The sequence below is a fragment of the Pantoea sp. IMH genome, assembly GCF_000599885.1.
GTDB lineage: Bacteria > Pseudomonadota > Gammaproteobacteria > Enterobacterales > Enterobacteriaceae > Erwinia.
On the sequence record NZ_JFGT01000002.1, the window covers coordinates 155,475 to 169,642 of the forward strand.

At 49.2% G+C, this 14,168-nt stretch carries 11 protein-coding genes; all 11 read right to left on the minus strand.

The window, feature by feature from the left end; translation table 11 throughout:
• Nucleotides 1-31: 31 nt before the first annotated feature.
• Complete coding sequence (locus tag EA20_RS0100845; protein WP_024965023.1) at nt 32-799, minus strand: glycosyltransferase family A protein; 768 nt, start codon at nt 797-799, stop codon at nt 32-34.
• Nucleotides 800-1,304: 505 nt separating this feature from the next.
• Nucleotides 1,305-2,318, minus strand: a complete 1,014-nt coding sequence (galE, locus tag EA20_RS0100850; protein ID WP_024965024.1) for a UDP-glucose 4-epimerase GalE — start codon at nt 2,316-2,318, stop codon at nt 1,305-1,307.
• A 51-nt stretch (nt 2,319-2,369) separates the two neighbouring features.
• Entirely contained in the window at nt 2,370-3,266 is an 897-nt protein-coding gene (galF, locus tag EA20_RS0100855; protein ID WP_024965025.1) for a UTP--glucose-1-phosphate uridylyltransferase GalF, read from the minus strand.
• Between the two features lie 293 nt (nt 3,267-3,559).
• Nucleotides 3,560-4,900: a lipopolysaccharide biosynthesis protein gene (locus EA20_RS0100865; protein WP_024965026.1), complete on the minus strand. Its 1,341-nt coding sequence runs from the start codon at nt 4,898-4,900 to the stop codon at nt 3,560-3,562.
• Nucleotides 4,897-6,120, minus strand: coding sequence for a glycosyltransferase (locus tag EA20_RS0100870; RefSeq protein WP_024965027.1), 1,224 nt, complete (start codon nt 6,118-6,120; stop codon nt 4,897-4,899). The genes EA20_RS0100865 and EA20_RS0100870 overlap by 4 nt, the downstream gene beginning before the upstream one ends.
• 4 nt (nt 6,121-6,124) lie before the next feature.
• Nucleotides 6,125-7,372 carry a colanic acid biosynthesis pyruvyl transferase WcaK gene (gene wcaK / locus EA20_RS0100875; RefSeq protein ID WP_024965028.1) on the minus strand — a complete coding sequence of 416 codons (1,248 nt, stop codon included), beginning with the start codon at nt 7,370-7,372 and terminating at the stop codon, nt 6,125-6,127.
• A 184-nt stretch (nt 7,373-7,556) separates the two neighbouring features.
• The gene (locus tag EA20_RS0100880) at nt 7,557-9,782 is read right to left on the minus strand and encodes a phage tailspike protein (RefSeq protein ID WP_024965029.1); all 2,226 of its coding nucleotides are present in this window, start codon (nt 9,780-9,782) and stop codon (nt 7,557-7,559) included.
• Nucleotides 9,783-9,964: 182 nt separating this feature from the next.
• Nucleotides 9,965-10,765 carry a glycosyltransferase gene (locus EA20_RS0100885; protein ID WP_024965030.1) on the minus strand — a complete coding sequence of 267 codons (801 nt, stop codon included), beginning with the start codon at nt 10,763-10,765 and terminating at the stop codon, nt 9,965-9,967.
• 12 nt (nt 10,766-10,777) lie between these two features.
• Complete coding sequence (locus EA20_RS0100890) at nt 10,778-11,833, minus strand: glycosyltransferase family 4 protein (protein ID WP_024965031.1); 1,056 nt, start codon at nt 11,831-11,833, stop codon at nt 10,778-10,780.
• A gap of 183 nt (nt 11,834-12,016) precedes the next feature.
• On the minus strand, nt 12,017-13,144 hold the full coding sequence (locus EA20_RS0100895) for an EpsG family protein (RefSeq protein ID WP_024965032.1): 1,128 nt from the start codon (nt 13,142-13,144) through the stop codon (nt 12,017-12,019).
• Nucleotides 13,145-13,176: 32 nt separating this feature from the next.
• A complete protein-coding gene (locus tag EA20_RS0100900) occupies nt 13,177-14,082 on the minus strand; it encodes a glycosyltransferase family 2 protein (protein ID WP_024965033.1) in 906 nt (301 codons plus the stop codon).
• Nucleotides 14,083-14,168: the final 86 nt, after the last annotated feature.

The following is a 14,168-nucleotide window of genomic DNA, read 5'->3' on the forward strand; positions in this document are numbered from 1 at the left end:
TGATACACCGGATAATTTTAAAAAGAAGAAGTTACCCCTGCACGACGCCTTTAATAAGAAGTTTCATGCTTTCAATATAGCCTTGGGGAATCTTAAATAAATTCCGTCTTCTGATAAAAAATATAATTGCTAAAAAGGGGGCCAAATTACCATAGACGCGTTTCAATGTGATGCCACGTGCAATTATACTTTTGGCATCAGGAACCATGCCAGTCGAATCCATCGGGTGAAAGGCTATCGTCTCCGGAACAAAAACAATTGTACCTTTCGCTGCTAAAACTTTGGCTAAAAAAACAGCTTCATCGCCAATTGGATAAGTACTTCCTGCTCCCATATCCTCAGGGAATTCAGGAACTCTTCTATTTTTCATAGATATTTCAATGGTCCCAACTGACAGAATACTCATTTTATTTTTTTTCGTGACCCCGTTGGGGTATTTTTTTCGAAAGCGACCATATTCATCTTTAATACTGAACAAAATAACATCGTCGCTAAATTTTTGGTGCTGACTTACTAATAAATTGTAAATATCATCACGTAAAAGAACATCATCATCACAAAAATAAACAATATCCGCCGTAGCTCTTTTAATGAGTATATTACGGCTTTTTGTTACCCCTATTGTTTCTGAAGCAATATAAGTGACGTCTTCACGGTTCAAAAAATCCAATTTATTATCTATAAGGGATGGATTTTGATGACATATATAGTAATGTACTGCGTCATTTTTAGGTAAGATGATGTTCTCTATTGCGGGCAGTCGCTTACCAAAAGTAGAAATCAAAATATCGAGCGTCATGTAATTTTCCACCTTCTAAGCAGCCAATTAATTTCCAGTTTTATCGTTAACGATGTTTTCTATTGGAAAGTCATACAAATGAAAAATCTTGTGAAATAACAAAACCACGCTACCGCCCCTGGCTCCCAGCAACCAGTTGCTGCATCAACGTCAGCTATGTGTACTAAGCAACAGGATACGCGCACGGTACGCCTCTAAATCCAGAATTATCCTAAAACAACTTTAGGTCTTTCTGCTGTACTTATCACGAGCCTGTTGCCAAAAGGAACGCCGATTTTCGTACTTCCCTTTGTCATAAACAAGCTAAGATTAGGCAAATTTTACATTAAGCCCAAGGATAATTGCATTTTGTACGTTTAAGTGGTTATTTCACACGCAATCGGGGCCATTTTTACCCATTATCTGAATAATGTACTCCGTCAGGGTATTGATTTACATGGCTTCACAAAAAAAATGCTCCCCTTTCAATACAATAAAGGGGAGCGTTCTTATGAGCTTTTCAACATTATCTGTAACCGTTCGGATTCTTACTTTGCCAGTTCCAGGTATCACGCATCATCTCATCAATGCCGCGTGAGACGCGCCAGTCCAGCTCTTTGTCCGCCAGTGAGGCATCGGCCCAGAAGGCAGGCAGATCGCCATCGCGGCGCGGTTTGATGTCGTAAGGGATCTCCTTACCTGCCGCTTTCTCAAACGCCTTCACCATTTCCAGCACCGAGTAACCAACGCCCGCGCCCAGGTTATAGGCTTTATAACCGGTGACCGCATCGATGTGATCCAGCGCTTTCAGATGCCCTTCCGCCAGATCCATGACGTGAATATAGTCACGCTCGCCGGTGCCATCTTTGGTTGGGTAGTCACCACCAAAAATGCCCAGCTTCTCCAGACGGCCAATCGCAACCTGGGCGATGTATGGCAGCAGGTTGTTAGGAATGCCGTTCGGATCTTCGCCAATCTCACCAGACTCATGCGCGCCAACCGGGTTGAAGTAGCGCAGCGCGATGGCTTTAAACTCCGGGTTGGCTTTGGCATAGTCACGCAGAATCATCTCAACCATCAGCTTCGAGGTGCCGTAAGGGCTGGTCGTGCCGCCAATCGTTGTGGTTTCCACATAGGGGACAGGCGCATCAGCACCATACACCGTCGCGGATGAACTGAAGATAAACTGATTGACGCCAGCAGCGCGCATCTCTTCCAGCAGAACCAGCGTCCCGGTGACGTTGTTCTGATAATAGGCCAGCGGAATACGGGTTGACTCCCCTACCGCCTTCAGGCCGGCAAAGTGGATGACCGCAGAGATATCATGCTGAGTAAAAAGATCGCGCAGGCAGGCGCGATCCAGAATGTCACCTTCGCAGAAGGCCGCCTTTTTGCCTGTCAGTTTCTCGACCCGGCTCAGGGATTCCCGTGAGGCGTTACTCAGGTTATCCAGCACCACCACGTCGTCGCCACGCTCAAGCAGCGTCAGCACCGTGTGAGAACCGATGTAGCCCGCTCCGCCCGTAACTAAAATAGCCATGTTAACTCCTTGTCAGCCCGCGCAGCGGCGCGGCCATGATCGAATGACGGATTACTTTGCCAGAATGGTCTGGATAGCATCGCGGAATTCCCGGCCCTGCGCATTGTTACGCAGTCCCCAGGAGACGAACGCTTTCATATAACCCAGCTTACGGCCACAGTCAAAACTTGTACCGGATAGCTGGTGCGCATCAACCGGCTGCTTTTTCGCCAGGCTGGCGATGGCGTCGGTGAGCTGATAACGGCCCCAGGCGCCCGGCTCCAGATTTTCCAGCTCAGCCCAGATATCCGCAGAGAGCACATAGCGTCCCACAGCAGCCAGGTCAGAATCAAGCGTCTGTGGATTTTCAGGTTTTTCAACGAAGTCGACGATCTCGCTGATCTGCCCTGGGTTATCCATCACGTCACGGGTTTTGATTACCGAGTATTCGCTCAGATCGGCTTCCGGCATGTGGTGAGCCAGTACCTGGCTGCGGCCAGTTTCTTCAAAGCGGGCAACCATCGCCGCCAGGTTATAGCGCAGCGGATCGGCGGTAGAGTCGTCCAGCAGCACATCCGGCAGGATAACCACAAAGGCTTCGTCATGCAACATAGGACGTGCGCAAAGGATTGAGTTCGCCAGGCCCAGCGGCTGAGGCTGACGTACGTTCATGATAGTAACGCCCGGAGGACAAATTGACTGCACTTCACTCAGCAGTGAACGCTTGACGCGCGCTTCCAGCAGCGCTTCCAGCTCATAGGAGGTGTCAAAATGGTTTTCAACGGCATTTTTCGAGGCGTGAGTGACCAGGACAATTTCCTTGATACCTGCCGCCACGCATTCGTCGATGATGTACTGAATCATCGGCTTATCCACGACGGGCAGCATCTCTTTAGGAATGGCTTTTGTAGCAGGGAGCATGTGCATACCCAGACCCGCAACGGGGATAACTGCTTTAAGCTTGGTCATAATTTTTCCATATAAATGAGGTAAAAAGCGTTCATCGATTATGCATTAAAGAAATGATTAGCAAGTATAATCTTAATCTGAAAATGGTATCGCTGAAGGCCTTAATTAACCCACTATCAGGCAAAAGTAACCCGTGGATTTGCCTTAAGAGGCGGCATGATTATTAAGCGGAAATAACTATCAGGCGATGGGTATAATTTCACACCATTTTATCCCGCGTAATATTAAGCCGACTAAAATAAAAAAAGGCAACCGTCTGCACGGTTACCTTTTGTTTAACATGAAATTTAACGTCAGAACCAACCGCTAAACCACTCAGGCCGGATATAGAGATTATAGTAGCTGACAAGCCCCATAATACCCACGAAAGCCACCGAGACGGCTACCCACTGTCGGGCATAGGGGATAAAGCCAATACCAATGACAGGTTTGATAAAGAACGGATGGGCGAAGGCTGAAATCAGTACCTGGGAGAGTGAGAGCGTCAGCGCCACGTACCAAACGTTCGGGTAGAACCAGGTCGTTGCCAGCACCATTACCACGATGATACTTGCCACCACGTTCCAGTAGAACTCGGAGTTGGTACGGCCGTTTGCCTGCGAAATGGCCCCGGTCAGCCCGCCCATAGGTCTCAGCATACCAAACAGCAGCATCAGTGGGATAAGGTGCCCTACCGTTTCATGCGCCGGTCCATAAAGTACCCGGACAATCACTGGCGAGAGAATGCCGATGCCCAGATAGAGCAGGCTGCTGAACAACATAATGACCAGCGTGCCCTTCAGGAACAGCTTCTGCAACTGCGCCGGCTCATGCTGCTTCTCAGCAAAGCGCGGCAGCGCAAGACGGTTAATCACCGGCGTAACCAGCTTGAGCGGCTGAAGCACCAGCTCCTTCGCCAGCGAGTAAATGCCCAACATTTCTGCGCCCATAACTTTGCCCACAATCAGCGAGTCGGCCTGGGTGCGAAGCTGGTTAATGGTCTGGGAACCCAGCTGGTAAATGCCATACTTAATGGAGCTGAAAAAGGTCGTCTTATCAAATTCAAAAGTGGGGCGCCAGGACTTTTCGCCAAACCAGATCATGCACATAATACGCATAACGGCATTTGCAAATAAGCCAAGAATAACGGCAGAGACATTCAGCGGCGTGTAATAAAGCAGACCCACGGTGAACAGAAAGGCCAGCAGTTTCGTGACCATTTCTATTTTCGCCAGCAGCACCATGCGTTTGGTTTTAATAAAATGCGCCTGATATTGCGACAGCGAACCCAGCACCAGGAAGTTAAGACTTGTGAGCATAATCAGCCCGGTCAGCTGCGGAATATGGTAAAAATGCGCGATCGGCCACGCGATCGCAATCAGCAGCAGGCCGGTCAGCAGGCTGAGCAGCACGTTCACCCAGTAGATAGTACTCTGTTCTTTACGGGTAATGTTCTGGCGATGCACAATATAGCTGCTCATCCCCATATCCTGAAGGACCATCGCCACCGCCAGGATCGCATTGATAATCGCCAGGATACCCAGTTCACTCGTTTCAAGCTTGCGGGCGAGCACGCCAAGCTGCATCACCTGAAGCGCGGCGGCAAAGCAGGTGCCGCCAAAAAGCCATGCGGCCTGGTTTTTTAAACCACTCACGCCAGTTGCTCCAGAATTTTCGCCAGATCACGGTAGGCGATATGCTGATTAAATTCCGTTTCCACTTTTTCTCTCGCGGCATGCACTACGGGCGCGACGTCAACTTCACTCTTCGCCAATCTGAGCAGGATTTCACCCAGTGCTTTCGCATCCCCTTCTGGCGCCAGCCAGCCGGAAACGTTGTTTTCAATAAGCTCAGGAATGCCGCTGTGATCGGTGGAAACAACCGGCAGTCCTACCGCCATCGCTTCCATCAGTGCAACAGGGATCCCTTCCATATCGCCATCGGCGGCGGTGAGAGACGGTAACAGGAAAATGTCCGCTTCATCGAGATAACGCTTAATCTCCTCCTGCGGCTTAAAACCCACCATTTTCACGTTCTCTTCCAGATTCCATTTACGGATGTCTGCCTGAAGTGCTTCCTCAAGGTCGCCATTGCCGATGATGGTGTATTCAAAGTTGGCGCCCTGATCTCTCAGGTATTTGCAGGCTTCAACGGCGACGTTAAGGCCTTTTTTCTCGGTCAGACGGGCAACGGAGAGGATGCGCAGCGGCGAGTGAAGCGATTCGCGCGCCTTAAAATTGAATTTCTCAGGCTCAATCCCCATCCGGGTAACCTGAATTTTTTCGGGCGGACAGCCCATGGTAATCAGCTTGTTTTTCCACAGATTACTGATCGGCAGCAGCAGTTCGCTCTGGCGGAAAAGGTGCTGGTAATCCTGTTTATGTTCTTCGAGAATATGCCGGCGGGAAATATCGGCACCGTGAAAAACGGTTACCTGTTTACCGCGCAGCACATTAAGCTCACGCAATTTATTTGCCAGCGCGCCCGCATAACCGAAGTGCACCAGAAAAACGTCCGCCGTGATGGTCTCTTTGGCGTGGGCGACAATCGCCGGCAGCAGCAGTTTGATAGACTGTGCCCCATAGCGGCCCACGTTCAGCGATTTGAACGTCGCTGGCTTAAAGATTTTTGGCAGGACAATTTGCAGACGCTGCTTCAGCTTTTCCTTACCGGTATCTTTATCTTCAGGAAGAAGGTAATGAATCTTATCGGCCAGGTTATATTGGTCGAAAGCACCATGCCGGTTAACCAGATCGCCGGGAAAAACCGAAATGATGTCAACGTCATAGCCGTTGTCAATAAAATGGATGACCTGATTAAGCACGAAGGTCTCTGACGAGACCGGAAACCGCATAGTGAAGAAGGTAAGTTTCATCGATTCACCCTAAAATCCTGACGACGTCTTCAGTAATTTTATTTCCGAGGATCCTTTCCTGTTCAACTGCGAGATCGACCTGCTGCTTCACCGCCTCGTAGTTATCCAGGATGCCATTGACTTTAGTGATGATGCTGCCATCCATTAAACTTTTCACATCGGTCGCCATATCCGGCAGGCCCAGCTGATTCATTACGCCCAGCGATTTGTGCTCATAGTTAATCGCCACGGCAGGTGTCCCAAAGTTCATGGAGATTATCGCGGAGTGCAGGCGGGTCCCGATGGTCAGATGACATCCGGCCAGCAAAATACCCAGCTCCAGATCGTTGAATTCATCCATAATGACGTGGTAATTCTCTTTCTCAACCACCTGATCGCGCAGCGTCATGGCGACCATACGGTCATCTTTATGATAACTGTCGATGCCGGTACAGGTAGACATCGCCACGACCTGGTAGCCACGGGCAATCATGGCATTAATTACTTTGCCGTAAGCGGCCTCATATTCCTGCTGCGTGATGCCCAGACGTTTATCAAACGGCGCCAGTTCACGGACCGTGATGGCAATTGTTTTTTTCGCAGCAATCTGCTGCTGCCAGTGAACCAGGTTATAAGCAGGTGATTCCACATTGCGCGCCCGGACCAGGAAGGCAGTGTCCGCGCCCTGCACCACTTTCTCTGTGGTAATGTTACTTTTCTTCATCATTTCCAGGCTGACGCTTTCGCGCAGTACAAGGCTGTTCACCCGGGCGAAGACAAAATTGGCAATTTCGTTGAATCTTTCTTTCTGGAAAGGTCCGACGCTGTGCCCAATCATATAGACAGGTTTTTTCGCCAGCAGCGCACAAAGCGAGTGCTCAAACTGTAATGGGCCATAAAGATCAACAAAGAATGATCCCCCCACCTGAATAACAGCATCATACTGCTGAAGCTTATTGGTGAAATCCTGCAAATATTTAGGAACGGCGAAAGACTTAAATATCCCGCGCCCGCTGATATGCGCCATCATAATTTTTGGCATCAGTCGGCGTTTTACCTTATCGATCAGCCGGCTCTTCTTTTTCGTTTCCAGGTAGAGTTCATCCGGCATGATCTCCCGCTGCAGAAGATATCCTGAGCTGGTGGGATAGCGACTGATGACATCTATTTCCAGGTCGTTTCTTGCGAGGTTAAGCGAATCAATAATCCCACGTAAAATAGCGCCATCACCACGATTTCCACAGGTGTGATTGCCAACCAACAAAATCTTCATAGAACCCCACAAGTTTTTTTGTAATTTTACAATATATTATTAACCATGCCGGCTAAATAATTAAGAGTAATTATCCTAAAAATCAACAGAGTACTCCGTCTGAAGCTTTACAGAAGGAGGTGACGTAACGTGACATTCACTGGCAGGTTACTGCTCTGCACCGGGCAAAAACCCGGCAAATCGCTTATTTTTTTAAGGCAAACCAAGGTACGGCAACCTGCTGACCATTCACCACCACCGAGATATAGCCGCCCGGCTGTGAAGTCTCGACCTCCTCTTCTTTGAGGCGCCGCGACTGCATTAACAGATCGCCCTGCTCATTAGCACCGATGCCCGCTTTTCCGTTGTGCAGTGAAAAACGACGCACCGCACGGTGCGCTTTATCCCCTTGAGGCGGATTTTCTGCACTCATCTTGCTGTCAAAGCGAGCACACTGACCGGTGCTGAACCGATCCTTCGCCGTGGTTTTCATTAACACGCCTGCTGAACCGACCCAACCCGTCAGCTTTACATAGACTCTGGTATCCGCATCTTGCCTGGTGGTATAGATCACATCGACGATGGGACTGCTGCCTTCAGCATGCCAGCTGGCTTCAAAGCCTTTCACCTTCCGGTGTAAACTGATTAGCGCCCTGCCGCCCGTGTTACGATCAACAACAACATTTTTGAGCGGCTTGCTGTCTGTACCGTTACTGAACTGCGACTGACCCAGTATTTCGATTTCCCAGCTGTCGCCCACGTCCGGCGTATGGATGTTACCAAGCAGAAACCATTTTTCCTGATTGCTGTGGTTTTCAAGGCGAAAGCGGGAAGTCAGATAGTTGTACTTCATGCTGCCATCAACCGCGATCCCCCAGGATTCCACGCGGGTGGAGCCACGCTCGAAGGCGCTGAGCCATTCATCTCCGCTCTGCGAGTTATCAATCCAGCTACCGGACTGCAGATTGGTCTGGCGCATATTAAGCCGCGAGAAGTGGGCATTCAGCGGATTATCACAATCCTCAAGACTCAACGCATCGACAATCCACTGTCCGTTGGAAATATCGCCGGGAAACTCGCTATGTTCGATCCAGCCGTTATGGATGAGGGACTGTGTACAACGAGGCAGATTAAGCACTTTGCCTTTGGTGCAATATTGCACGTTGAAATTGGAGAGTTCGATCGCCGTGCTGTGATCCCAGTTGCCTTTTTTGGTCATAGACCAGGTGGCTTTAATCACATCGCCGGTGCAGCGCTTTGCATACCATTGATCAACTTTACAGTCGAGCGTATCGATCAGGCTGAGCGAGACGCCCCCGACATTAACGAAACGCAAACAGGAACCCCGGAAATATTGTCCGGCCGGGCAACTGTTATGGAAAATGCCCTGCGTATTTGCGCTTTTATTGGTCTGGCCGTCGAAACTGATATTGCTGATTTCAACCCAGCGGGCATTTACCTTAAACAGGAAGTCGGCATTGCCATCTGAAAGCAGCGTGGTGGACGGAAAATAGCCGAAATTAACCGTCGCGCCTGATAGCCTGAAAAAAGGCAGATAGTTATCTGCAATATCAAATGAAGAGAGAAAGAAACGCCCGGCGGGAAACTGGATCGACAATCGCTGGTTTTTATTCTGCGCCCAGCGATACATCGCCATCACGGCAGGGCGGCAATCCGTTTCGCCGTCCGCGATCGCGCCGAAGTCAAACAGCGTCATCCGGTTGAGATCGTCAGCTACACGACGCCAGTGATAATCTTTGCCCGCTGAAGCAATATAGCCGCCGTCATCTTCCGCCTGCGTAAGTTCACCGACAAACGCGCCGCCGCCCACGTTTGATCCCGTATGCCAGCCCTGAAGGCGTACTTTCGCACCGGCAAAGAGCGGGCGCGTCTGCTGAAGATCGGCCCAGGAGGCGATCTCTCCGATAAGCTGATAGCCCGAGGGCTGAGCGAGGCGGCGGCTGAATTCAGACACGCCGCTGTTTTTCACATCCGGAACGTAGAACAGCTGCTCATCGCGATCGTTATAGAGCGCCATTGAGTATTCGCTGTCTGACCAGAGCGCGCCTTTTTCAGCCACAAATTTCTTCAACGTGTCGCTGGTCAGCATAATGGGCTGCTGCAGCAGAGCGACCTCACCCCGGGCATTCTTAAAGAAGACGTCGGCGAGGTTCTGCGGCTGGGTCGGGTCCTGACCCGCTTTCCCTATATAAAGCTTACCCCTGAAATCCTGCCAGAAGCGGTCCGGCATGGTAAAGACATCGTCAGGGGAGAAAATAGGCACGTCGCTTTTGGGAATGGCTTCTTTAGGGACTTTTTTAAGTTTTACCGGCCCCCACTCATCGCCACGCGCCTGGGCTGGCAGCGCGCCTAATGCCGCGGTAGCCACAACCGAAGAGAATGCTGTCCGGATTAAATCTCTGCGTTTCATAGAAAATTCCGTGGTTAATTAATGAATTGCGGGTATTTATCCAGAGTATTTTTGCGCCGGGCTGTTATTTGTATTTTGCTTCCTGGGCCGCGACTGCCGCTAAAAGCGGCAGCGGGTCCTGCCGGCTTGCGTATTAGCCCTCTTCAAGGGGCTATTACTGAGATAAACATGGCGTGACTGGCTCAGCCTTTGCGATCTTTCTCATAGAGAAACTGCATCACGCTGGCAGGCATCACACGCGTGGAAGTGCGGATCAAAAAGTAGAGCGTGCCGTTTATCAGGTTGGTCTGTTTCAGCTTCATCTTGAGCGCATAAAGCTGCATTTCACTTTTGATATAGGTCATGCCGCGACGCTTGCTCACCATCTCGCTGCCAGCCCTGACCTTCATCAGCACCTCATGCTGATTGGCGACCTGATAACCCTGCGCCATCATCCGCAGCCACAGGTTGTAATCTTCCATAAACAGGTGATGCTGATAGCTGCCTGCTGCAATCACTTTATCTTTACGGAACACCACGCACATATGGTTGAACGGGTTTTTCATTCGCGCGAACTGGCGGATCTCTTCATTGCTGAGCGGCAGGCGTTTCAGACGCTCTTTGCCATGCTCATCAAACTCAATGACGGCAGCGCCCAGCAACGCCACATCGGGATGCGCTTCCATATAAGGGATCTGCATGGCAAAACGTTCAGGCAGGCAGATATCGTCGGTATCCATACGCGCCACGATATTGTGCGTACAGCGATCGAGGCCTGCGTTTAACGCTTTGCCCAGCCCGACATTCTTCTCCAGCGGTAAGATGATTATCGGGAGTAACCCCATCCACTTCTCCACCACGGCCTTCAGCGTGTCGCCGACCAGACCGTCATAGACCAGGACAATTTCATCCGCCTGCAGCGTCTGCTGATGTAAACTTTGCAGGCACTGTTCGAGATTGTCGGCCTTTTCCCGGTTATAGAGTGAAATAAGTACTGAAAACATATTACCTTCTTATTAATTCAGGATGTCGTTCCATTTCTTTAAGATCAGCGTCGGTCCGTAATTTTCGGAATTACGCCAGGCCGCCTGTGCTAACGCTTTTCTCTTTTCGTTATCAGCGATCAGTTCATTCAGATGGCGAACAAAAAGATCGTCATTGTCATATTCCACGACGTAGCCATCATCTTTAATGATTTCCGCCGGACCGGTTTTACAGTCGAAGGCAATGGCCGGTAGCGCAAAATCTTTCGCCTCAATCAGTACCATCGGCAGGCCTTCATAGCGCGAAGTCATAATAATCATGCCAGCTGAACGGTAGAATTCATTGATTTGCTTATTGGGCGTGACGATTTCCGTACTCTCTTCGAGGCCGCTGGCTTTAATCTTTTGCAGCAGCTCCTCCTGCTCTTCGCCTTTACCAACAATTTGCAGCTGCCATCCCTGCTTATTCACCTTTTTCCAGACATCCAGCATACGGCCAAAATTTTTCTGGTAGGTGAGCCGCCCCACCGCCAGGACTTTATTTTGTTTCTGGGCGTACAGCGTGTCGAAGCTAACCGCCTCACGCTCACCGGCAAAAGGCGAAATGTTCCTCACCACATGGACGTTTTTCACCTTGTATTTGGTCTCAAGGTAGTGCTTGTCGTGGTTGGTTAATACGGCGATCTTATCGGCGAGCGAATAACAGAACACTTTCAGCTTACGAATGGCGGGCTTGAAGGTTTCAATTGAGACGTGATCGCAGCAGATAATCTTAGCTTTAATCCGGAACAGCTTCAGCGCGAGGATCGACTGAACGGAGAGCTTACCCATCGAAATAATCATAATTCCGTCGGGGTGCTCGCCGCGGGCGAAGCGGATAAACTCCAGGAGTTTCATCTGGCGATTGGCAGAGCGGGCATAGCGAATTTTGACTTCAGGCGCGATCGGATAAAAAGGCTCGCCCTCTTCCAGCGAAAACAGCGTGACATCATAATTGTCCTTGCACAGTAAACTTGACAGCGTACTGGCCACGCGGTCGGTGCCGCCACTGTTGGAAATTCTGTCGATAAGAATCAGCAATTTGTACATTCAAATCATCCCATTTATAAAATCGATCCAAGCTATCTGGGGAAATACTCCCCCGATAAAATCACTGGCTGGCTTCGCCAGCGAACAGGGCATGCTTAAAAAACAGAAGTTACTGTCGCCAGTAACTTCTGTGTACTGCGTAATGATATTCAGCGACGCTGAAAAATTCAGATGCTGGAGAGCTTACCCAAACAGCCTGAACAGGGGCGCCACGCTATAACCGAGAATAGACTGCGCGGAAAGAATCGTATTGTAGGCAAGATAATAGGACGTAATAGCAAAAAGTATCCCAAAGTTTATTAAGATATTTCTTATCCGCATCATCAGGAAGGCAAACAGCAGCGGCTCAGTATGCAGGAACAGATTGCCGACCCTGCCGCCGAATATGGTAAAGTCAGAGAAGGTAATACGGATAGCCGCACCTAAGCTGTAAGTGATGAGTAACAGATAAACAAAGCGATCTCCTTTCATGATGCCATTACGGAAGTAATAGATCGTGAACATAAACACAAAGGCGATATTTTTCAGGTTAGCCAGTCCAAACACCGGCGCTGAGGCATCAAAGTTGGTGCCGGTATAACTTACCGCCCTTTCACCCAGCCCCGGAATGATCCCCAGCGAGTCGAGGAACAGTTTCCTGCCACCAATAATCCCTAACGGGATGGCGCACATAATCAGGAAAAGAGGCAGATACTTTCTTTCCCGCAGAAAAATAAAGGGTAAAACCAGAATAATGGTATAGCCTGTCGCGTGTGACTGGGTACTCAGCACAAAGAAGCAGGCCGCCAGAATATATTTTCTCGTGGCGAGTGAGCAGACAAACGCAACAGCAAAAGCACTGGAAAGGCCAAAGCGAATCTGGTTCATATCCTTGTTTATAAACAGGTGAGCTGAATATAAGCAAAGCGAGCAGAGCATCAGCGGTGCATATTTTCTATAGCAGTAGGCGTTAGTGGTAACTGCAATCGCACAGATAAAGAAAAGAAAGTAGTAGCTTTCCCGGGTAAACAAAGAGAAAAACCAGGCCAGCAGCATGAACAGTTTTTCATATCGGTAAGTATCGGTGATTGCCTCATAATCCGTTATCTGTAACTGATAAAAGAAGTTATGAAAGAAATCCAGGTACTGATGATCGTCCATCCCTGAATTTGCACCACGAATCCCGCCAAAGATGATCAGTGCCATGGTGCAGATAAAAGCCAGGTAAGTAACAAAGCGTTTAATCCTGGTGTCATTCAGTTGGTTTATTGCTGCCAACTCAAAAATACAGCATGCCATAATGCTGTAACTGATAATCCAATAAATTGCCATGCTAATTTTCCGCCGTATTATTCTAATCGGTGCTATTTTTTCGACAAGCGTTCAGAAAACTTCTGTTTTATACGACCGATAAAATAATTGCGATTACCTTTATTTGTCAGGAAGAAATATTGCGCGAAGCTGAGGCTGGCATGGAGGACTTTGCCATCCATTTTGTAGCGAATTGGAAGCTTATAGGCTTTATAGGTGTAAACATCCCGCTTACTCAGGTACGGGCTCATACTTTCCAGCCAGAAGCTGGAATACTTCACAGACTCGCCTTTATGACTCGAGTTAAACGAGGTCACCATATGATAATTGGCCAGCGGTTTGGCAATCATATTGAATTCGAAACCACTTTTATCCGCCCGGATGCAGAAGTCGTAATCCTGATGACGGATAAAACGTTCGTCGAATTTAATTTCGGCAGCGTGTTCACGTTTCAGCACAATGGTACTGGTCTGAATAAAACCGTAGCAGCCGAAGAGATATTCCGCGATGCTTTCGTCACTGGCGGGCAGGTTCAGCGGCATAACTTTAAGGAATGCCCCATCCTGAATAATATTGACCTGGCTGAAGATCACCACGCGATCTTTGCCCTGTGCGGTCAGCTCTTCAATTCTTTTGGCGGTTTCCAGCAGCTTATCCTGATGCCACTCATCGTCAGCATCCAGGAAGCAGACATAATCGCCCGTTGCCAGATCGATACCTTTGTTTCTGGCTCCTGCGCCGTTGAGTTTCACCTCAGACAGCAGCAGCGTTTTCTTCAGTTCGCTGTAGCGCTCGCCGTTAACCACGTCGGCCAGCTTTGCGGCATCGGCGGATTTATCGTCAACGATAATCACTTCAAAGTTCTGATAACTTTGCGCCTTAACGCAGTCAAGCGTCGTGATAATTGATTCTGATGCATTATATGCAGGAATGACGATGGAAAAGAAAATATCCTTCATTGCCAGGCACCTTTTAACGTTACGAAGAAACGGCTTAATTAGAGATGATTTCCGGTAAAGAGCGCCCTCCAGCCACTGGCTGAAAG